General features: G+C 39.5%; 19 protein-coding genes. 13 read left to right on the top strand and 6 right to left on the bottom strand.

Annotation, left to right across the window (positions count from 1 at the left end):
• The first annotated feature begins 271 nt into the window (after window positions 1–271).
• Window positions 272–883, top strand: a complete 612-nt coding sequence (gene hisB, locus kam1_RS09625; protein WP_079254250.1) for an imidazoleglycerol-phosphate dehydratase HisB — start codon at window positions 272–274, stop codon at window positions 881–883.
• A 28-nt stretch (window positions 884–911) separates the two neighbouring features.
• A complete protein-coding gene (locus kam1_RS09620) occupies window positions 912–1,814 on the top strand; it encodes a dihydropteroate synthase (RefSeq protein ID WP_039721438.1) in 903 nt (300 codons plus the stop codon).
• A gap of 255 nt (window positions 1,815–2,069) precedes the next feature.
• Here the strand turns inward: kam1_RS09620 and kam1_RS09615 are convergent, their stop codons facing one another.
• Window positions 2,070–2,987, bottom strand: coding sequence for an FkbM family methyltransferase (locus tag kam1_RS09615; RefSeq protein WP_235277212.1), 918 nt, complete (start codon window positions 2,985–2,987; stop codon window positions 2,070–2,072).
• Window positions 2,988–3,750: 763 nt separating this feature from the next.
• On the opposite strand from kam1_RS09615, the gene kam1_RS09610 reads away from it, so the two are divergent.
• On the top strand, window positions 3,751–4,107 hold the full coding sequence (locus kam1_RS09610) for a LysM peptidoglycan-binding domain-containing protein (RefSeq protein ID WP_052250477.1): 357 nt from the start codon (window positions 3,751–3,753) through the stop codon (window positions 4,105–4,107).
• Window positions 4,108–4,287: 180 nt separating this feature from the next.
• On the opposite strand, the gene gltB is transcribed toward kam1_RS09610, so the two are convergent.
• Window positions 4,288–8,847, bottom strand: coding sequence for a glutamate synthase large subunit (gene gltB, locus kam1_RS09605; protein ID WP_039721435.1), 4,560 nt, complete (start codon window positions 8,845–8,847; stop codon window positions 4,288–4,290).
• 627 nt (window positions 8,848–9,474) lie between these two features.
• Here gltB and trpA point away from each other — a divergent pair.
• From trpA to hisF, 7 genes are all read left to right on the top strand, one after another.
• Window positions 9,475–10,287, top strand: coding sequence for a tryptophan synthase subunit alpha (trpA, locus tag kam1_RS09600; RefSeq protein ID WP_052250476.1), 813 nt, complete (start codon window positions 9,475–9,477; stop codon window positions 10,285–10,287).
• Between the two features lie 27 nt (window positions 10,288–10,314).
• Complete coding sequence (ruvX, locus tag kam1_RS09595) at window positions 10,315–10,755, top strand: Holliday junction resolvase RuvX (RefSeq protein ID WP_039721434.1); 441 nt, start codon at window positions 10,315–10,317, stop codon at window positions 10,753–10,755.
• Between the two features lie 21 nt (window positions 10,756–10,776).
• Window positions 10,777–11,460: an acyloxyacyl hydrolase gene (locus kam1_RS09590; RefSeq protein WP_039721433.1), complete on the top strand. Its 684-nt coding sequence runs from the start codon at window positions 10,777–10,779 to the stop codon at window positions 11,458–11,460.
• Complete coding sequence (gene truA / locus kam1_RS09585) at window positions 11,457–12,230, top strand: tRNA pseudouridine(38-40) synthase TruA (protein WP_039721432.1); 774 nt, start codon at window positions 11,457–11,459, stop codon at window positions 12,228–12,230. Before kam1_RS09590 ends, truA begins: the two co-directional genes overlap by 4 nt.
• Before the next feature lie 143 nt (window positions 12,231–12,373).
• Window positions 12,374–12,835, top strand: coding sequence for a hypothetical protein (locus kam1_RS09580; RefSeq protein WP_039721431.1), 462 nt, complete (start codon window positions 12,374–12,376; stop codon window positions 12,833–12,835).
• A gap of 57 nt (window positions 12,836–12,892) precedes the next feature.
• Complete coding sequence (locus kam1_RS09575) at window positions 12,893–13,387, top strand: tRNA (cytidine(34)-2'-O)-methyltransferase (protein WP_172616768.1); 495 nt, start codon at window positions 12,893–12,895, stop codon at window positions 13,385–13,387.
• Window positions 13,388–13,432: 45 nt separating this feature from the next.
• Window positions 13,433–14,206 carry an imidazole glycerol phosphate synthase subunit HisF gene (gene hisF / locus kam1_RS09570; RefSeq protein ID WP_039721430.1) on the top strand — a complete coding sequence of 258 codons (774 nt, stop codon included), beginning with the start codon at window positions 13,433–13,435 and terminating at the stop codon, window positions 14,204–14,206.
• On the opposite strand, the gene kam1_RS09565 is transcribed toward hisF, so the two are convergent.
• Genes kam1_RS09565 through kam1_RS09555 form a run of 3 tightly spaced genes read right to left on the bottom strand, consistent with a single transcriptional unit; the run spans window position 14,174 to window position 16,864 of the window.
• Window positions 14,174–15,343 carry a glycosyltransferase family 87 protein gene (locus kam1_RS09565; protein WP_143958419.1) on the bottom strand — a complete coding sequence of 390 codons (1,170 nt, stop codon included), beginning with the start codon at window positions 15,341–15,343 and terminating at the stop codon, window positions 14,174–14,176. The two genes, hisF and kam1_RS09565, sit on opposite strands and share 33 nt — an antisense overlap.
• On the bottom strand, window positions 15,340–16,134 hold the full coding sequence (locus kam1_RS09560; RefSeq protein ID WP_143958418.1) for a polysaccharide deacetylase family protein: 795 nt from the start codon (window positions 16,132–16,134) through the stop codon (window positions 15,340–15,342). The genes kam1_RS09565 and kam1_RS09560 overlap by 4 nt, the downstream gene beginning before the upstream one ends.
• Window positions 16,106–16,864: a dolichyl-phosphate beta-glucosyltransferase gene (locus kam1_RS09555; RefSeq protein ID WP_039721426.1), complete on the bottom strand. Its 759-nt coding sequence runs from the start codon at window positions 16,862–16,864 to the stop codon at window positions 16,106–16,108. Before kam1_RS09555 ends, kam1_RS09560 begins: the two co-directional genes overlap by 29 nt.
• A 135-nt stretch (window positions 16,865–16,999) precedes the next feature.
• Here kam1_RS09555 and kam1_RS09550 point away from each other — a divergent pair, with 135 nt between their 5' ends.
• The 3 genes from kam1_RS09550 to trmB all read left to right on the top strand — a co-directional run bounded on the left by kam1_RS09550 (window position 17,000) and on the right by trmB (window position 18,592).
• Window positions 17,000–17,446 (top strand): thiol-disulfide oxidoreductase DCC family protein, encoded by a 447-nt coding sequence (locus kam1_RS09550; RefSeq protein WP_039721425.1) that lies wholly within the window; start codon window positions 17,000–17,002, stop codon window positions 17,444–17,446.
• Window positions 17,447–17,479: 33 nt separating this feature from the next.
• Complete coding sequence (locus kam1_RS09545; protein WP_009061692.1) at window positions 17,480–17,860, top strand: dUTPase; 381 nt, start codon at window positions 17,480–17,482, stop codon at window positions 17,858–17,860.
• 123 nt (window positions 17,861–17,983) lie between these two features.
• Window positions 17,984–18,592 carry a tRNA (guanosine(46)-N7)-methyltransferase TrmB gene (gene trmB, locus kam1_RS09540; RefSeq protein WP_244946071.1) on the top strand — a complete coding sequence of 203 codons (609 nt, stop codon included), beginning with the start codon at window positions 17,984–17,986 and terminating at the stop codon, window positions 18,590–18,592.
• A gap of 41 nt (window positions 18,593–18,633) precedes the next feature.
• Here trmB and kam1_RS09535 read toward each other — a convergent pair whose 3' ends face one another.
• Window positions 18,634–19,404, bottom strand: coding sequence for a porin family protein (locus kam1_RS09535; RefSeq protein ID WP_039721424.1), 771 nt, complete (start codon window positions 19,402–19,404; stop codon window positions 18,634–18,636).
• Between the last annotated feature and the right edge of the window lie 281 nt (window positions 19,405–19,685).

Genomic DNA, 19,685 nt, shown 5'->3' with positions numbered 1-19,685 from the left:
ATTTATATTGGAGCCTTAGTGAAAAAGGAGAGTTTTCTTCTTGCCTCCTACTATTCAATATGAACGCTTGACTACTTTGCTAGAGTATGATAGCAAAGGTTTCAGGGAGTGGAAATGGCCTTAGGCTTCAGATAGAAAGAAGCCATTGATGTACTCCAAGATAATTTTCTAGAAAATCTCAACATTATGGACCAAGAAATGTTTCTCAAAGTAGAGCCAAAAAGGCCTTAAATTTCTATAAATAGCTTTCCAATAGGTTAATTAACTCGTAATGATTGCTTCAAGAACTGCATTAATTCAAAGGAAAACAAAGGAAACGGACATTTCCATAAAAATGACCCTAGATGGGAAAGGGACAAGCGAAATAAAGACGGGTATTGGGTTTTTTGATCACATGCTTGAACTCTTTGCCTATCATGCTTCCTTCGATTTAATCCTTGAATGTAAAGGGGATCTTGGAGTTGATTTTCATCATACAGTAGAAGATTGTGGCATTGTTCTTGGCGAGGCTCTTAATAAATCTTTGGGCGATAAAAAAGGAATTGCTCGTTATGGATATTGTCTTTTACCTATGGATGAAACTCTAGTCCACTCAGCGATTGATATCAGCGGAAGGCCTTATCTTTGTTTTCGATCCCCTGACCATTTACCCCTAGTTTTTCTCTCTGCTGGTAATTTCCAAGCACAACTTTTGGAAGAATTTTTAAGGGCCTTTGTCACACATGCTAGACTTTGCCTTCATATCCATATATTGGAAAGTAAAGAGACGCATCATTTGATTGAAGGCACCTTTAAGGCCTTGGCAAGAGCTTTAAAGATGGCTGTTTGTTTAGAGCCAGCATGTGTTGAGCGTATCCCAAGCACGAAAGGAACTATAGGATAGGGATTAACACGGCTTCAGTGAAAATCTCATGCTGACGTTATCTTATCTCTCTGAATTATATTTATTGCATTCCAACGAGTATTCTAAAGAAGTTCGTCGTTTTGAGCTTCGCGGAAGATATTTTCCTGATCCTCATAAGCCAAATCTTATGGGAGTCATTAATCTGTCCTCAGAATCTTGGTACCGCGAAAGTGTGGCTTTAGATACAAGTGCGGCAATACGAAAGGTGAACATTCTCCAAGCCTCTGGAGCGGATATAGTCGATATTGGTGCTGAGTCTTCTTTGTCGTATGCTCAAAGGATTGATGATATCCAACAACTTGAACTGCTCCTTCCTATTATTAAAGAGGTATCGACTACAAGCACACTCATTTCTGTGGAAACCTATCATCTTAATGTAGCCAAAGGCTGTTTTAAGGCAGGAGCTGCTATTTTAAATCTTACAAAGGGGGATAATTTAAAAGAATTTTTTAAAGTTGTGGCTGACTATGACGGGGGAGTGATTATTAACTTTGTTCGAGGTGATAATGTTCGCGAAGTCCAACCGATTGAGCTTCCCAATGATCCACTAAGTTTACTTTTCCCTTATTTTGAAAAACGGGTTGAAGAAGCTTTGTCGTGTGGAGTAAGAAAGATATGGCTAGATCCAGGTCTTGGATTTTATTATCCCAATCTCCTCGATGGTCCAACCCGAATCCAAAGGCAAATGGAAATATTTCTTCATACTTTTCGACTTCGAAAGTTTGGTTGGCCAATTTGCCATGCCTTGCCTCATGCCTTTGAGTGTTTTCAAGATGAAGTAAGGACTGCGGAAGCTTTTTTCGCCGTGCTCGCCATTTTAGGCAAAACGGATCTTTTAAGAACCCATGAATTAAACAAGGTTCTTGGGGTTGTAAAGACGATGCAACTTTTTTCAAGCAAAAATCCATAAGGATCTGCCTTAGATAAGCTGCATAAGTGTTTCGAAGTCATTATGCATAATAGAAAAATAGAAGCTGGGTAAGAGGAGTAGGCAGTTACAGAAAAAGTAAAAGGATAATCTCCATCTGTTGTCACACAAACAGCAAAGAAAGTTTGGAATGGCATCAAACGTTTCAAGGGCACTGGATTTTGGTCCTAGCCTCGAAAGCTTCCTTAGCTATTCCCATACCCATTGAAATAGTATATTAAAGCATCTTAACGAACCTCATTCACTGTGCTTTTTATCTTTTAGTCGGTTTTGGACAAACTCTATTTCCCTTTGATGGATGGCTAAAGAGTTTAAACAATGCTTCCAGGGTTCTTTTTTACATATGAGAGTGTTAGACCATGGAGTGTAAAGATAAATATGATAGCCGAAGGCTAAAAGAAACTCTTTAAGATCGTGGGCTGAATATCCATAGTCTTTGGTCAAGTTTGTTATTTCTATTTGAATAGCAGGAGGATTTGCATTTTTAAGCATTTTTTTCAGTCCCTGAAGGACAAAAAGTTCAGCTCCTTCGACGTCAATTTTCCCAAATACATAATGAATTCTGTCGTCAAGAAGATCTTCAAGGCATCTTACTTCGACTGCCTTTCGGTAAGGTTTTGTATTTTTTGGATCTAGGCGACTGTAGGGACCGTTTTCAAGAAAGAATGTTTTTCCTTCCTTGTTAGCAACAGCAACTGGATGGACTTCAATGCAATAAAATTTATTTTCATTTTTATTTTTATTAAGAGATTGAATAAATTTTTCGCAAGGTTCAATGGCAACAACCTTCCCTTTTTCCCCAACAAGTTTTGCCATGTAGATGCTATAAAGACCTTGATTGGCTCCACAATCGAAAACATAATCTCCTTCTCTCAAAAACCGACTTAGGAACTTCATCTCTCTATAATCAGTAATTCCAGAAAAAGAAAAGGATAGGGGGATAAAACCTTGTTCAGAGCGGTAAATAAATTTCGATCCGTTATCAAGATAAAGACTCCATTCTCCTTTAAAAATCTTTTTATAAAAGGTCCAAAGGATAATTTGGCAAATTTTAGATCTTAAAAAACAAGAAGATTCTCTGGTATAAGAACTGAGATCTTTTTTGTAAAGAGCTAATTTCCTTTTCCAATAATACCAATAAGAATATCCATCCATCCCAAAGCCCATATTATTGGAGCAAATATGATATTATTCTTTCTTTGGAATACTTCTAACTAATTTTTTAAATCTAGCAAATGGCAAATCTCTTCGTGATAAAAGATAGAACAAGGGTGTGATCGCTCTTGGGTATTAGTTTTCAATATATGAGCTATGTAAGGGCTATGGACTGAGTAGTGAAAACACTTATACTTCCTCTTGAGGAATTGGGGTTTGAATGGATTGCGTATGGAACTAGAATCCCAGAACCCAACTGTGAACGTATCATCCACTCTTATATGGGAATTCTCAAGTGTTTTGGTACGCAAGCATAGATGAGGGAATGAGGAAGTCTGAGAAAATCTTGACCCTGAGCCCAGACAAGCATCATACGGCAAGATAGCAAATCTAATATTAGTCTAGCAAAAGCAAGATTAATGAAACTTAAGGAACTACCGCTGGATAGCAAATGTGTCCTCTCCTTCAAACCCGTTCAATAGGACTTTTGAACATTTGAAACTGTAGTATCGACTCAAATCTAACAGCTCATCTAATATGCCAATCGGATAATCTAATAGTCTAGATCAGTCTTTGGGTTAAAGACTTAAAGTGTGTTTTCAGAAAATTAAATCTCCGATGGATTCTATCCTGGAGATATTTCAAATTGCTAATTTGATTGCAGAGTTTTAAACCTTGGTAGTATCTATTAAATTTTTAAGGAAATTGTAAAAAAAACATATTTTCTACTTTGAAAAAAAAGGCGCTAAGATATGATAAAAGCATGCCACTTTTTTTCATTGTCTTTGTTTTGTTTCTTTCGGTTGCGCAAGCTACGGAGCCCTCTGATTCTAAAACAAAATCTGTTGACAGTTCTACGAAAAAACCTACCGAAGTGAAGTATGTTGTAAAAAAAGGAGATAGTCTTTGGAAGATTTCGAGAAAGTATAAGGTCACAGTTGAAGCACTGATGGCTATCAACGAATTAAAAGATGATCGCCTAAAACCAGGTCAAGAATTAATCATTCCTCCAAAGGGATATAGGCCACCACCTCTTAAGGATATCAATCCTACACCATCCCAAGAAGAGAAAAAAGATTCAACAAAGAATCAACCTGTTCCACCTTTGCAAAGTCAATAATCTAGCCTAAAAGGAACATATTTCTTAGCTTTTTTGATTAGCGGACCAGTAAACCAGGCTTAAGCCTTTTGCGCTGATTAGAAAAGATAAAACGGGAAAAAATGACACCGCTTTCTCACAATCTCTGAGCACTTAGGGTGATTTCAGCAGAGGCAATACGATGTTATGCCCTCGAAGTTCTCAAATTTTTGATTCCTGTAAAATGCTCCTTTGAGGTTTTTCCACAGTCTTTGGTTTTCCCGTATGAGGTGACTCCAAGGGGACGACTTTCCAAAATAAAGCTTTTGCTTTTTTCCAGTTCTCAAGAATGTGTTTGGCCTTGGTACTGCCAGTTTTTTCAAAATGAAAATAAATTAACTGTTGCAGGTCTTTAGCTTCATCCTCGTCTGAAAATCTTTCCAGTCTAACCATCTGCAGGTTACAATTGTCCGGGAAACTGCCATCTTCGTCGTATACATAAGCAATGCCACCAGACATTCCTGCTGCAAAATTTTTACCAGTCTTTCCAAGCACGACAACTTTCCCTCTAGTCATATATTCACATCCATGATCCCCTATGCCTTCTATGACTGCAGTTGCTCCACTGTTCCTAACGGCGAATCTTTCTCCAGCTTTTCCGCAACCATAAAATCTACCGCCCGTTGCCCCGTATAACACCGTATTACCACAGATTACGTTTTCTTCAGGCTTGAACAAAGCGTAATCTGGGGCTTTAAGAACAATTTCACCGCCACTCATGCCTTTCCCAACGTAGTCATTGGCTTCTCCTTCAAGGCGAATGTTAACTCCATTGACCAGGAAGGCGCCAAGACTTTGTCCAGCACATCCTGATAGATTAAGTTGGATAGTGCCTTCAGGAAGACCAGTGTCACCGTAAAGATAAGCGATAGTCCCAGAGAGCTGGGTGCCAATGCTTCTATTAACATTTTTAACCTTATGGGTTATAAGAACGGATTTTCTGGTCCGTATTGCGGATTTAGCTTGTTGAAGAAGCAGTTCATCCAGCGGCCGATCGCCTTGGGGATCATTTCTTTCCCACGTATGATACCGAGGTTCTGTTTCCATTCCCTCGGGTTTCCAGAGTAACGAACGAAGATCCAAAAGTTGGGATTTGGGGTGATTAGGAAATGATTTTTGTTCAAGAAGCTCTGTTTTTCCTATTACTTCGTTTAAGGACCGAGCTCCAAGACTGGCTAATATTTCTCTGACTTCTTGAGCAACGGCATTGAGATAGGCAATAACGCCTTCAGGAGTTCCCTTAAAGCGTGCTCTTAGTTTTGGGTCTTGAGTAGCAATGCCCGTGGGACAAGTATTTAGATGACAATGACGGACATAAACACAACCCATTGCAATAAGGGCCATGGTTCCAAAGTTAAATTCTTCGGCACCCAGGATCGCTGCAATGACAATGTCTCTTCCCGTTCTTAAGCCTCCATCTGTTCTCAAGGTAACTCTACTCCTCAGTCCGTTGAGCATGAGAACTTGCTGGGTTTCGGCTACCCCTAATTCCCAAGGGGTTCCTGCATATTTTATAGAAGAAATCGGGGAGGCTCCCGTTCCCCCTTCATTGCCACTGATCAGAATGATGTCAGCATGGGCTTTGGCAACCCCAGCAGCAATTGTTCCAACACCAGCTTCGGAGACAAGCTTGACACAAATTTTTGCCCGTGGATTTGCTTGTTTTAAGTCATAAATTAACTGAGAGAGGTCTTCGATGCTATAAATATCATGATGAGGGGGAGGGGAGATAAGAGGAACTCCAGGAGTGCTCCTTCTGAGTCTGGCAATTACTTCATCGATTTTGAAACCAGGAATTTGACCTCCTTCCCCAGGTTTTGATCCCTGAGCCATTTTGATTTCTATTTCAGCCGCATTTGATAAGTATTCAGCTGTCACTCCAAATCTTCCGGAGGCAACTTGTTTAATCAGGCTGTTTTTCGAGTCCCCATTAGGCAAAGGACTATACCTGTCCGGATCCTCGCCTCCCTCTCCTGTATTGGATTTGCCTCCAATCCTATTCATAGCAATGGATAGAGTTTCATGAGCTTCAGGTGATAAGGCACCATAAGACATGGCAGCCGTGGTGAATCTTTTCCTGATTTCTTCAATTTGTTCCACCTCTTCCAATGGAATGGGGGTTTGTTGCCGAAAGGTTAAACAGTCTCTTATTGAAATAGGACCGTTTGACAGGATGATGTTGGAAAATTTTCTATACTCTTCTATTTGTCCTGCTTTTTCTTTGCCTTTTAATCCAACATAAACATGAAGGGGATGAATAGCTTGAGGAATCAAAGCATGTTTTTCTCCTTCTCTTTTATAACGGTAATACCCCAAATCCATCAGTTTTGGAGCTTGGTCCCTGAATCCCAGCTCATGCCTTTGGATAGCTTCTTTGGCTATTTGCCTGTACGTCAGACCACCGATGCGAGAAGGAGTATTTTCAAAACAATCATTGATGACTTCTTCTCCAATTCCAAGAGCTTCAAAAAGTTGGCTGCCGTGATAACTGGCGATCGTTGAAATCCCCATTTTTGACATAATTTTTAGCAGCCCTTTTTCAATCGCCGATTTGTAGTTTTTAGCTATTTCCTCTCTTGTCAAATTGCCAAATGCACCGTTTTGGTGAAGACTAGAAAAAAGCTCCAGACACAGGTATGGATTTACGGCTGTTGCCCCATAGCCGATAAGACAAGCAAAATGGTGAACATCGCGGCATTCCCCCGTTTCGCATATTATAGAGAGTTTGGTCCGCTTCCCAACCCTAATCAGGTGATGATGAACGGCCCCCACCACAAGCAGCATAGGGAGAGGAGCAAGCTCTTTGGATGGTCCTTTGTCTGACAAAATGAGAATGGCTATGCCTTCGTCAGCGGCTTCTTCAGCCTCCATTTTAATTTCCCAGAGCCTAGATAGAAAGGCTTCTTCTGAACCATTGATAGGGAAAAGACATTGGATAGTCCTTGCTTGCAAGGATGACTCTGGCCTAGATCTTAAATCTTCAAGCTCTTCATTGAAAAGAAAAGGCGAGCTTAGACGAATGACTTCGTGGTCTATTGGACCTGTAAAAAGCCATTGCGGCAGTCGGCCACACCAATTTTCTAAAGACATCACGAGTTTTTCCCGTATGGGATCAATTGGTGGATTGGTTACTTGGGCGAACAGTTGTCTAAAATACCAATAAAGAATTTTCGGTTTGTCCGAAAGAATTGCAATTGGAGCATCATCTCCCATGGAGCCAACCGCTTCTTCAGCTTTTTGAGCCATCGGTTTTAGAACATATTGTATTTCCTCTTCGTCATATCCAAAACACAAAAGCTTTTTGTTAAGTTCTTCGGGGTCATTCTGGAGAGGATCTGCAAAGAAAATTCTTTTTCCTATTTTGCGTTGAGAGTTTTTTAAGAACAAACTGTAAGGGTATTTAGAGCTAACCTGTTCTTTAATTTCTTTATCCCTAAGAACTTTTTTAGCTTCGAGATCAATGGCAATGATTTCTCCTGGACCAAGTCTTCCTTTTTCAAGGACAGTTTTCTCATCGATCTTTCCGATCCCTGCTTCAGATCCAAGAATAAACAAACCATCGGAAGTAATCCTAAACCGGGAGGGACGCAGCCCGTTGCGATCCAGACAAGCACCGACAATTTTTCCATCGCTAAATACTAGCGCTGCAGGACCATCCCAAGGCTCTGAAAAGAGTTCATGATAGAGATAAAAATTTTTTAGCTCTTCAGGAATGTGCTTTTCAGCCTGCCATGCAGCAGGAACAAGCATGAGGATAGCTTCTAACGTATCCCTTCCGGAAAGAGTGAGGAACTCAAAAACATGATCAAGACTTGCTGAATCACTTGTTCCAGGTGGTATGATTGGAAGCAGGTTTTCAATCTCATTCCCCCAAGGTTCACACATTTCAAGCGCTTTTTCTCTTGCCTTGGTCCATAATCGATTCCCCTGAATCGTATTGATTTCCCCATTGTGGGCAAGCATTCGAAACGGCTGTGAGAGAAACCACGAGGGGAAAGTGTTCGTGCTATACCTTTGATGGTAAATAGCGAAAGGAGTTTTGAAAAGAGGATCGTGGAGATCCGCGTAGAATTTTTGGAGTTGAGGAGAGACAAAAAGCCCTTTGTATACGATTGTTTTAGAAGAAAAGGAAGGAATATAAAAATCTTTAATATTTTGTTTAGCAATTTTATTTTCAATTTTCTTCCGACATAGAAAAAGGAGCTGTTCAAAAGCCAACGAGTTTAGAGAGCGATCTAGAGGTTTTGCCAAGAGAATCTGTTCGATGTGAGGACAGGTTCTTTGAGCTTTGTCACCAAGAGCATCCATATGGATGGGAACAAGACGCCATCCCAAAATATATAAGCCATGTTCAAGGACAGTCTCCTCTATAATTTTTTTACAATGGACTTGCGCATACAGATCTTTAGCGGGAAGAAAACAAAATCCGACAGCCAAATCTTCGTTTTTAAAAAGATGGTGCCCTGATTTCTCTATTTCTGGACGCAGGAGATCATAGGGAATCTTGGTCATGACTCCAGCCCCATCGCCTGTTTTCATATCAGCATCAATAGCACCTCTGTGAGAAAGGGCACAGACGCATTGAAGGGCGGTATCTAAGATATGGTAAGTCGAATTTCCATGGATATCCGCTACAAAACCTACCCCACAGCTTGACCGCTCCATCTGTTCGATCCAAAGTGGTGGAATCGATTTATTGTCTAAAAATTTTGCAAAATGCATGTTGTGTTAATTCTAGGTATCTTTTGAAAAGTGGCAAGATACACATTTGTTTTTTTTCTTTATATAATTTGATGAATAAAAAATATTCATTAAAAAAGTCCATTTGCCTCAACATTGAGGTTGACTGAAAGTTGCATTGCGGTTGGCGAAATAGGTCTGACTCAGAGCAAGAAAAAGCCGTAGGGATTTGTAATTTTTTATAGCTAATAAAAAATCGGTTATTTGTTTTTAGGGAAGGGCATGAGCGGATGAGAAAAATTCTAAGCAGCTAACAAAGAGTATACTCACAAAACGGCTATCCACTCTTTGGAAGGTATTTTTTAGCCCTGCTGCCACTTATCATTACTTTCTTATTTAGGATGCAACGGGCTTATCAAGCCAAAAGTAAAGCTTTTAAGTTCCAAAGGAGCCAAATAGTTAACGTTCAACGTGGAGGAGGGAAGGATCACGCAAGAATTTCTAGGAGAATTGCTTAGAAGGAAAGAGAAAAGCAGCGACTGTTTGGATGCCAACGTCTTAGTTTTTGAAGAGGATTTTTTGACTGGATAGATAGTAAAAGCCACTATATATGTTTGTCTTTTTTTAAGCTAGATTACTGATAAGTTTTACCTATAAGGAAGATCCAATATGATAGGCAGAATTGAAAAAACTTTTTTAGAATTACAGCAGCGTGGCACCAAAGCTTTCATTCCATTTGTAATGGCTGGAGACCCAACTCCTGATGTATTCCTTCATGTAGTGGAAATTCTTGAGGAAGCAGGGGCAGATATCTTAGAACTAGGTATCCCCTTTTCAGATCCATTAGCGGATGGCCCAATAATCCAACAGTCGGCTTTTCGCGCTCTAAAGGAGGGAATGCATATCGATCGGGTATTTTCTCTTTTGAATAGGATCCGAAAGAAATCCAATATTCCAATTGTTCTTTTTTCCTATTTAAACCCCATTTTTCGTTATGGCATAGAACGGTTTGCCACTCAAGCCTATGATTATGGTGCAGATGGGGTATTAATCGTGGATCTACCGCCAGAAGAATCTCTTGAGGGAATTAATTTTTTGGAAGAAAAATTAGATCGAATATTGCTTGTTACTCCTGCAACCTCCACGATTAGAAAAAAGAGGATAGCGGAAAGAACCAGGGGATTTCTTTATTGCGTTTCGCGTAACGGCATCACTGGCTTACAGAAAGAACTTTCTAAGGAAGCTTATGAATTGGTAAAATCCATGGAAACTATAAGCAAGGTGCCACTTTGTGTTGGTTTTGGAGTATCGACTCCACATCAGGCAAAAACCGTAGCATCCTATGCCGATGGAGTGGTTGTGGGGAGCGCCTTAGTGGATGAATTAGCCCGGATCGTGGAAGGCAAAAGCACCCTAGAAAGATTTAAGGAATTTGCTTTTTCGCTTGCAAAAAGTATTCATCAAGAGCAAAAAGATAATTAATCCCTGTGAAAGGAAAAAGTAGAAACGATGTCTATTTTGTCCTTAGATTATGGCACGAAGCATATTGGATTAGCCATCAGTGATGAGACATTGTCCATTGCTGTTCCGCTGGATCCATTGCAGGCTGAACCATTTGGGAAGTTTATAGGAAAGCTTAAAGAAACGATAAGGCAGTTTGAAGTAAGCCTTATTATTGTAGGGTTACCAAGAAACATGGATGGTTCCTATGGGATTGCGGCAGAAAAGGTCAAACAGTTTGTTTTTAAACTAAGACAGTGGATTCAAATCCCAGTGGAATTTCAAGACGAGAGACTGAGCACGAAGCTTGCAGATAGGCTATTGACTGAAAAAGGCTGCCACGGAAAAGAAAAGAAAAGAAGGATTGACAGTTGTGCGGCGGCAGTTGTACTACAATCCTACTTGGATGGGTTGCTTTTAAAAGAAAAAAAAGTTAGAAGTGTTGTTTAACATTTTGATAAGAGAAAACAGATGCGCTTTCTATGTTCTTTTCTCCTAGGCTTGGCTATTTTATTGCCTACGCTTTTGAAGGCTAATCCAGGGGGATCTAACTATTCAGAAGAAAGTGGGCAGAAAGTAGAAAATGTCTCTTTGAAGACAGAAGAAATTCCAGAAGTGGCTCTTTTCAAAGAAGGGGCTAACGAAATCATGTTTATGGCTGGAGGCCTTTTTTCTACGGGTTCTGGTAATGGGAGATATACTTTTAATGAAATCCCCACCTTAACCTATTGGGGTTGGATGTTGACTACTCCGGACAAAGGAGGAATTTTGCGTGGGAATCTCGAATTGCTGATCGGCCTTTATGCAAGCGCCATAGAAAAAGGCTTTGGCAGTACTGTGATTGGCCCTCAAATTATGGTTAGGTACAATTTTGTACAGCCTGATAGTCGCTTTATCCCTTTTATTGAAGGAGGTTTAGGATTCGTTTATAACGATGCCTATACGGTCAAAACTCAATCAATGGTTGGACAGGTAATAGAATTTACCCCACAATTGGGTGCCGGTTGCAGATACATGCTTGATACGCATTGGTCTTTTAATTTTGAACTTCTTTTCCATCATATGTCTAATGCGGACATGGCAAGCAGAAATATTGGGGTTAATGAGTTGGGTGGAATGATCGGATTTTCTTATCTCTTGGGTCGGCCACATTGAATCTTCCTTTAGTCGGTTATAAGATCATTCTTTCTTATTGTGGGACTGGCTTTCATGGCTGGCAAAAGCAAGGCCAATTACCTACAGTCCAGCGTTTTCTTGAAGAAGCTGTAGCTAAAATATGGCAAACAGACATTCATGTTGAGGGAGCTAGCAGGACGGATGCTGGCGTTCATGCCAAGGGACAGGTCGCTTCTTTTATCGCTCCCAGAAAACTTGAAGCTGAGGTATTACAACGAGCATTGAATTATTACTTACCTGATACAATTAGGGTTTTAGATGTTAGACTTGTCTCTAAAGAGTTTCATGCCCGGTTTCATGCTATTTCCAAAACCTATCAATATAGGATATGGAATGATCCCGTGATGGATCCTTTTTATCTCTGGCGAGCCTGGCATATTCCAAGGCAGCTGGACTTAAGAGGTATGAATGAAGCGGCAACGCTTTTTGTAGGCAAAAAAGATTTTGCTTCTTTTGTTAGCTCCCCTGGTTTTGTCTTGAAAGACACAATAAGGACTGTTTTCGACTGTGGTTTTACTGTCCAAGGGCCATTGCACCTTTTTACGATCAAAGCCGATGGGTTCCTTTATAGAATGGTCAGAAATATTGTAGGAGCACTAGTCAAGATAGGATTAGGTCGATTGGATCTTGAAAAGCTAAAAATTATTTTTGAAAGCAAAAATAGGAAGCTTTCTCCTGCCTCTGCCCCTCCGTGGGGCTTGTATCTTATGAAAGTCGATTATCCTCCAGACAAGGAGATAAATGATTAAAATAATTGCTTAATCTATTATTAGATTTAAAATATTTATACTATTTTTAGCATATAAGAATATCTAATATTATTTTTATTTGACATATTATAAGATAAGATCAATATTCAAACTATTAAAATTATAAATGAAAGGAGGATTACATGACTGAACCTTCAACAGTTCAGAATATGGAACATACTTTAAAAAAAGGAGGGATTGATATTGTTCCTCTACTCCGTCTTTTTGCTTTAGTGTATTGCTGGATAGCGGTACCTGCGCTTTTGGCTTATTTTTATGAAATGACAGCTAGAGCCGGGGTGGATCATCTTTTCATATTCCAAAGAATTATGGAAAGGAACTTCTTTTTGTTAATAGCTGATCTCAGCTTGATTGTCCTCGCTCTGCTTTTGCTTATGAGGACAAAAGAATCTGATGAGCCCACTTCAAGCCAAAGCCTTCTCCCATTTTGGGGTACCCTGTGGATTGGGTATATTGTTGCTAGGCTATCCACTCCGGGGCATATTCCAATGAATCTTTGGATGGGAATATATGCACTTTTTTTAGCCCTTATTGTAGTTGCTTTCAATGAACTTTTCTTTAAAGGAATAAAGAAAAAAATATAATGAGTTTGTATTCCCCGCACCATTTGCTGGGTGCGGGGAATCGCTTTTTATTTTAGTATGGAATGTAATGGATTTGGTTTTGGAATAGTTCTTGTTGCTCCTCAAATTCCTCAAAATACGGGCAACATTGCAAGAATATGTGCTGCCACAAATTCTGAACTGCATCTTATCGAGCCGCTCGGTTTTTCGTTGGACGATGCAGCTATGAAAAGAGCAGGATTAGATTATTGGAGAGCGGTTAAAATATCTTTATGGAAGGGCTGGGATTTCTTTTTAGAAAAACAAAGGGAACGGAGATTGTTTTTTTTTGAAACAGGTACTTATCCTCCTTATTTTACTGCTTCTTTTCAACCTCATGACATTTTTGTCTTCGGACGAGAAACAAAGGGCCTTTCCCAAAGGATTCTTTCTTTGAATCCTCAGTCCATTTTTTCAATCCCCATTCTCAATTCTTCAGTGCGCAGCCTCAATTTAGCTAATTGCGTCTCAATCATCCTTTACGAAGCCATAAGGCAAAACTTGCTTCGAAAGAAAAACTCTACTTTGCGCTAGGAATAGATAGACAAAAGGCTTTGTTTTCAACATTATTTTTCCTGTATGCTTGCGAAAAGAATTATTCCCTGTCTGGATGTTCATGCGGGGAGAGTCACGCGTGGGAAGAAATTTGGAAGAGCCGAATTGGGCGAACTGACCGATGTAGGAGACCCGACTCTTTTAGCTTTGAAATATAACGAAGAGGGGGCTGATGAGATCGTCTTTTATGATATAACGGCTAGTCATGAGGGCCGAGGGGTTTTACTGAATGTTCTAGAATCGGTGGCGCGTCGCTGCTTTATCCCCATCACTGCTGGTGGTGGGATTCGAACCCTGGAAGATATAAGGCAAGTTTTACTTTCGGGAGCCGACAAGGTTAGTTTGAATACCGCCGCCTTGGAGAATCCGTCACTCATTGAAGATGGAGCAAAGAAATTTGGTTCTCAATGTATTGTCTTATCTATCGATGCCAAACGGAAACAAACTAATGTATGGAAAGTGTTCAGTCATGGCGGTAGAAAAGAAACGCCATGGGAAGTTGTCTCATGGGCTATGAAAGGGGTGGAACTGGGGGCTGGAGAAATAGTTATTAATAGCATTGATGCAGATGGAATGAAGGAGGGCTACGATATAGATTTGATTAGGAGCTTATCACATAGAGTCTCGGTTCCAGTAGTAGCCAGCGGCGGAGCGGGGAAAATGGAGGATTTTGCACTAGCTCTAGAAATTGGCCAAGCAGATGCTGTCTTAGCTGCCGGCGTATTCCATCGTGGTGAAATCCAGATAGCCGAGTTGAAAAAATACTTAAAGGAGAGGGGATTGGCTATTCGGATTTGATTCGATAGTAGGTTTTGTTTGTTCTTTAAAGAGTTGCCAGGTTAAAGGGATCTGAGATAAAAGACAGATCAATGGTTTAAGCCAGAGTCCAATCTCTACCCATCTTTTCCCAAAAGCTTCTATTCCTAGGAAAGGTTGCAAAGCTAGCAAGAAGAGTCCAATTGTTTTTTGCTTTTCAACAAATAAAAAGTAGAGGGAGAAGAAACCCAGTGAGAGCCCAAGAAAGACATAGGAATTCAGTTCTGTGCGAGGATTGCAGAGGAGTAAGTAGGCGGTAGAAAAAGAATAGAGAAGCATAGAAAAAAACAATGGACTTTTACTCCATCTTTTAAGCCTAAAAGCTAAAAGAATTACTCCTATGGCTGCTAAACTGCGAATCAGAAGAGAAAGGACAAAAGGAAGTTCCACATGTACTACCCGAAAGAGTCCTTGAATATCTGCAAAGTTTGCTTCGTTTGGTTGGGAAACCGTTGTCATCCGCTTCGTGAAAAGCAGGTACTGTTCGGCCATGTAGAGTGGATGATCTAAACAAAAGAAAAAGGGGAAGAGAACAAAGAGCAGGACAAGCCAAAAAGCCGTTTTTTTGAAAGAGGGATAAAAAATGGTCGCATAAACAAAAGGAAACAGCGCGATGGGTTTGAGGATCAAGCTTAGGAAGAAAAAAAAAGCTGCTTTTAGCCAATTTTTTTCCCCACAGGCCAAAAATGAAAGCACTAAGGAGCCGCTAAGAGCTAGATTAGTTTGTCCATTTCGGATCGATGCTAGGGCACTGAACATGATAAGTAAGGAAAAATAGAAAAAAACCTTATCCTGGTGGAGCGGGAAAAAAGAGGACGTGAGTTTTCGGAGTGCCCCAACAAATATCACAAGGGAGAATATTCTCCATAATATTTCTCTTGGAATTGGAGGCAGCAGGGCAAAGGGAGTAAAAAAAATGGCAAAATGAGGAAAATAAAGAAACCCATGAATGCCACTAGATTCGTAAAGAGGGAGTTTTTGTAAAAACCTTATAGAGGCTTGAACGTAAGCCAGAGTAACGGTTCGACTTGTTGGATTATGGAAGATAAGAAGGCTGAGGGAAAGAAGTAAAACTGACCAAAGGACAATGCTGGCTAAGGCCAAATAAGAACTTTTCATAACTGTTCCACTGGCCTTTCTTTCTGAATAACCTCATTGAGGGTACAAAACCTTAGCTCTAAAGATTGCAGCCAAGAAATGTATGCCTCGAGTCTTTGTAAAAGCACCAGGCCATCGATCGCCTTTGTTATTCTAGGAATGGCATATTTCTGGATATTGGCAAATTCCCATGGGTGAAAAAAAATATTGAGATAGCCTTTTTCCTGTAATGTCCATAGGGGAAAGGTTTTGAATAAGGATAAAGGGATATTTTTAAAGGTCAGCCAACAAAGAGGAATACGAAACAAGGGAGTAGTTGAAATTGGGATTTGAACAAGACCCTGCTCGCAAAAAATTTTTCTTGGTAATGATAAATAATTGTATCTACCAGGTAACCAGGTAGGATTGATCGATGAGTTGTACTTATACCCAGAACAAATAAGTGATTGGTAGTTTACAGCTCTGAATCTAGGACTTCGGTACCCAAGAATTTGAACCGAGCAAATATCTTCTAGAATTTTCTTTGAAAGGAGAAGTTCTTCATCTTTTCCGACAGGATTGTGGCTCAATCCATGCGATGCGATTTCGTGTCCGAACGCTAGAATAGTTTTAATAAGTTCGGTTTTTTTTAAAGCAAAAGAAGCCGTTGTAAAAAAAGTGACTTTTAGCCCTTTTTTTTGGAGTAACTCCAAGAGAGCCTCTGCGCCTTCATTGGATACCTGAATCTGTTCTTCCTCTTTTAAGTAATGTCCGTACTCGCAAGGAATATCAAATTCTTCGAGATCAAAGTTCAAATAGATTTTGCCGATCATATTCCCCTTTGTTTGCAAAATATTTGATTTGCAACAACTCCTTTAACATCCGAAGGGAGTCACCAAAAAGTTTGATTTTAGAATGTTTATAAGAGTGTGTGGCAGAAACCTTCACAGGAATTTCTTCGACTTTATAACCCAATTTTCTTGCAAGAAAAATCAGTTCCACATCAAAAGAAAAGCCTTCAATTCTTTGCAATTTAAATAGCTTTTCAGCTACAGTTCTTCGAAAAGCTTTCAGTCCGGCTTGTGTATCTGAATAAGGCAAGTCAAGTATGAAACCAACCAGTTTATTAAAACAGTAGCCAAGAAATTTTCTTCTTAAACTCCGTTCCAAGCAAAATCCCTTTGCTTCCGATACTCTACTGCCAATGACAATATCACAATTTTGTAGTTTTTTTTCAAACAAAGGTAGATAATCTAAAGGATAAGCTAAATCCCCATCAAGAAAACAGAAATTGTCTCCACGGGTGTGCCGGAAGCCTTCTTTTATAGCATAGCCTTTGCCTTTGTTGGTCTTATAATCGATAAGTTGCACATGAGCAGAGGCAAATTCTTTTTCTTTTAAAACGGCTTTCAGCAAATTCCCAGTGTTGTCTGTAGAGCCATCGTTAACAAAAATAAATTCGTAACGAGGATTTTGCATAGAAAATAGGCAGATAGATCGAGAGACTTCTTGAATGATTTTTTCTTCGTTATAGACCGGAAGAACAACACTGAATATGGTCATGGAAATAATTGCAATTAAAAAAAAGAAAATGGAAGTTCTTTGTTTCGATAATTTTCTTGCTTTGCTAGTTTATTATAGTTCAGGCCATTTCGCCTCCCCCCTTTCCTTTGAATCTTCACTAGGATATTATAGATTGTGGATTTTAATGCTTTTGTCTCTGAAAAAAAAGACAAACAAATTATCTTTTTTGATGGAATATGTGTTTTATGCAATTCTTTTGTATCCTTTGTTCTAAGAAAAGATAAAAAACATTCTTTTTTGTTTGCCCCAAGACAAGGAAAATTGTTTGAACAATTCCAATGGCTGATGAGTCCAGAGGCGAAAATGGCCGATTCTATAGTGCTATGTCGTTATAACGATAAGAGGCATAAATGGGAATTTTTTATTGAATCCCAAGCTGTTGTGGAAATTTTGAAAGGTCTTTCTGGATTTTATTTGCTAGGACTTCTTCTTTCTTTTTTTCCTACTTCATTTTTAAATCAATTATATAGACTAATCGCCAAAAATCGGTACAAGCTGTTTGGAAAAGAGAAAAATTGCCGTTTGCCGAATCAAGAGGAAAGAAAATATTTTTTTGATTGATCCCCTCTTGCCCTCTTTGCCACAATAATAAAAATGCAAAGTCAAGATAAATTAGACCAAATATTTGAACTGCAAAAAAAACTGAATCTTAAAATAGGAGTTGATCCTACCACTATGGATCAGGAGACTCGAATACAGTGGCTTTTGAATTATACTCGTGCGATTGGGCAAGAGCTGGCCGAATTGGTTGACAGTATTCCATGGAAATGGTGGGCGAAGTATCAAAAATTTGACCTACAGAATGCCCGTGTAGAGGTCATCGATCTGTTGCACTTTCTTGTTTCCACAGCTCAACTGTTAGGAATGAGTCCAGAAGATCTTTTCGAAGCCTATCATAAAAAACATATGGTCAATGTAAAAAGGATCGACGAAGGGTATCATTTTAAAGATGAAAACGATTGCAAGCACATTTGATTATTTCATCTTTAGGATGAATCTGCATGTTTTTTAACTTTTATCATTTTTCTTTTGTAGGGTTAATTTCTTAAGAAAAGAAGGAAAAGGATGGGAGAGGGGGGTTGCGACAGTCTGGAGAAAATGGAGTACATCCCTCCATTAGATTATTGGATTCTTTCTACGCCCCATGCTGAGGGTCCAATGGACCTATCCAGCATCTTTGCTGTCAACGGCTCGTTGATATTAGATTTAGGGGCTGGAGAAGGGTCTTTTATTATTGATTATGCAATTAAAAATCCCCAAGCTTGCTTTTTGGCCATTGAAAAAAAAATTAGTAGGGTACGAAAAATAGCTTCAAAAGCAAGACGTTTAAATTTAAAAAACCTTAGGGTTCTTCATTGCTGCTGGGAACAATTTTTATTAAGGCATTGCCTGCCTTCTACAGTCGACGAAATACATATTCTTTTCCCTGATCCTTGGCCGAAAAGAAGGCATCATAAGCGAAGATCTATCAAAACTGCCGTTATTCAAGCAATAGCCAATGTTCTTAAACCCAATGGGATATGCCGACTACTAACTGATAACAGAGAATATTTTCTTTGGAGTGAAAAACTTTTTCATCTTTCAGGATATTTTGAAGAAAAACCACTATCATTGCCTTCCGAATATCCTGAAAGCCTATTCCAAAAAAGGTTTAAAGAAAGGGGCATCCTTTGTTATCATGCGTTGTGGACAAAAAAAGCTGCATAGTAAATGCCCCTTTCAGCTTCAGTTGATTTTTCTTTCTGCAATCAGAAAGCATAACCGATCGCTAAGAGTCCTAATGGAATCATGGCATGGCCAATGGTAACCTGTGTGGCCCCGAGATTATATCCTGAAAGGGTATCCGTCCAAATCCATTCAAATTGGGCGGCTGCCATCCAGTGTGCAGTGATAAAATAGCGAACACCGGCGATGGGTTGAAAGGCAAAAGCCCAATTAGTCCCAATATTGGCACTGGCTACTTCGGCGTTGACAACGACGGCTCCCACTCCAAAACCAATATAAGGTTCGAAATTGCCAATATGATAACCCACAGTGCCATTTACCATGAAGGCACCAATGTTTAGGGCAGTATTCATATTGGGAAGGCTCAAATAATGTCCAGTGCCGATGTAGGCGGCTTCAGCATCGACAGTCCACGCGAGGTGGGTTTCGGTATCAAGCCAATGATACCCACCAAGTATTCCAAGAACAGTGCTAAAGTTGGTGTTGACGGTAATGGGTCCACCTGGATTGACAAATCCATCATTGGCGCCTACAAAACCGGTCCCAGCACCACCGGCAATATACCAAGCACCGACGATTCGCTTCGATTCAGCACCAGCTTTTTCCATTGCCTTTTTATTTTCCAAGTATTTTGAACTATGATCTTTATCTACTGCTATTTCATCTCCTTCCGCTAGGGTCGATGTATTGTCTTCGGCTTTCAAAGGCAAAGCAGAAAAGCCAAATCCAATGCTGAAAAAAAGGAGAGCGCACCGTAGGATTTTCAAAGCCCAAAGCTTTCTATTTTTTTTCATTTTTCCTCCTCTTAATTTTTTATTAATTATTTTAATGGTTTTTTAAAATAATTCATGTTTTTTACCTTGTAGGCTTTATCTTAATCTTAAAAAAAAATCAAACCAAAATTATTGGAATTTTAATCTAGGTATTATGACTAATTTTTCTTTAGTTTAATGCATGGTTTTGAACAAAAAGAACGTCAATAGCGAGTAATGCTTTTAGTAAATCTGTGATCAAGTATAAAATGGGGAAAGGATTTAGAGGAAAAAAAATTTTGGTATAGGTTTTATAGGATAAT

Source organism: Methylacidiphilum kamchatkense Kam1 (assembly GCF_007475525.1).
Classification (GTDB): Bacteria; Verrucomicrobiota; Verrucomicrobiia; order Methylacidiphilales; family Methylacidiphilaceae; genus Methylacidiphilum; species Methylacidiphilum kamchatkense.
Note: the sequence above shows the minus strand (reverse complement) of the source record. Positions and strands in the feature narration are given on the sequence as shown.

What these genes read in the sequence shown, in the direction of transcription:
- kam1_RS09545 (WP_009061692.1), top strand. Translation starts at nt 17,480, where the DNA reads ATGCAAAGTCAAGATAAATTAGACCAAATATTTGAACTGCAAAAAAAA.
- kam1_RS09610 (WP_052250477.1), top strand. Translation starts at nt 3,751, where the DNA reads ATGCCACTTTTTTTCATTGTCTTTGTTTTGTTTCTTTCGGTTGCGCAA.
- hisB (WP_079254250.1), top strand. Translation starts at nt 272, where the DNA reads ATGATTGCTTCAAGAACTGCATTAATTCAAAGGAAAACAAAGGAAACG.
- ruvX (WP_039721434.1), top strand. Translation starts at nt 10,315, where the DNA reads ATGTCTATTTTGTCCTTAGATTATGGCACGAAGCATATTGGATTAGCC.
- hisF (WP_039721430.1), top strand. Translation starts at nt 13,433, where the DNA reads ATGCTTGCGAAAAGAATTATTCCCTGTCTGGATGTTCATGCGGGGAGA.
- kam1_RS09575 (WP_172616768.1), top strand. Translation starts at nt 12,893, where the DNA reads ATGGAATGTAATGGATTTGGTTTTGGAATAGTTCTTGTTGCTCCTCAA.
- kam1_RS09615 (WP_235277212.1), bottom strand. Translation starts at nt 2,987, where the DNA reads ATGGATGGATATTCTTATTGGTATTATTGGAAAAGGAAATTAGCTCTT.
- trpA (WP_052250476.1), top strand. Translation starts at nt 9,475, where the DNA reads ATGATAGGCAGAATTGAAAAAACTTTTTTAGAATTACAGCAGCGTGGC.
- kam1_RS09590 (WP_039721433.1), top strand. Translation starts at nt 10,777, where the DNA reads ATGCGCTTTCTATGTTCTTTTCTCCTAGGCTTGGCTATTTTATTGCCT.
- kam1_RS09555 (WP_039721426.1), bottom strand. Translation starts at nt 16,864, where the DNA reads ATGACCATATTCAGTGTTGTTCTTCCGGTCTATAACGAAGAAAAAATC.
- kam1_RS09620 (WP_039721438.1), top strand. Translation starts at nt 912, where the DNA reads ATGCTGACGTTATCTTATCTCTCTGAATTATATTTATTGCATTCCAAC.
- kam1_RS09565 (WP_143958419.1), bottom strand. Translation starts at nt 15,343, where the DNA reads ATGAAAAGTTCTTATTTGGCCTTAGCCAGCATTGTCCTTTGGTCAGTT.
- kam1_RS09560 (WP_143958418.1), bottom strand. Translation starts at nt 16,134, where the DNA reads ATGATCGGCAAAATCTATTTGAACTTTGATCTCGAAGAATTTGATATT.
- gltB (WP_039721435.1), bottom strand. Translation starts at nt 8,847, where the DNA reads ATGCATTTTGCAAAATTTTTAGACAATAAATCGATTCCACCACTTTGG.
- kam1_RS09535 (WP_039721424.1), bottom strand. Translation starts at nt 19,404, where the DNA reads ATGAAAAAAAATAGAAAGCTTTGGGCTTTGAAAATCCTACGGTGCGCT.
- trmB (WP_244946071.1), top strand. Translation starts at nt 17,984, where the DNA reads ATGGAGTACATCCCTCCATTAGATTATTGGATTCTTTCTACGCCCCAT.
- kam1_RS09580 (WP_039721431.1), top strand. Translation starts at nt 12,374, where the DNA reads ATGACTGAACCTTCAACAGTTCAGAATATGGAACATACTTTAAAAAAA.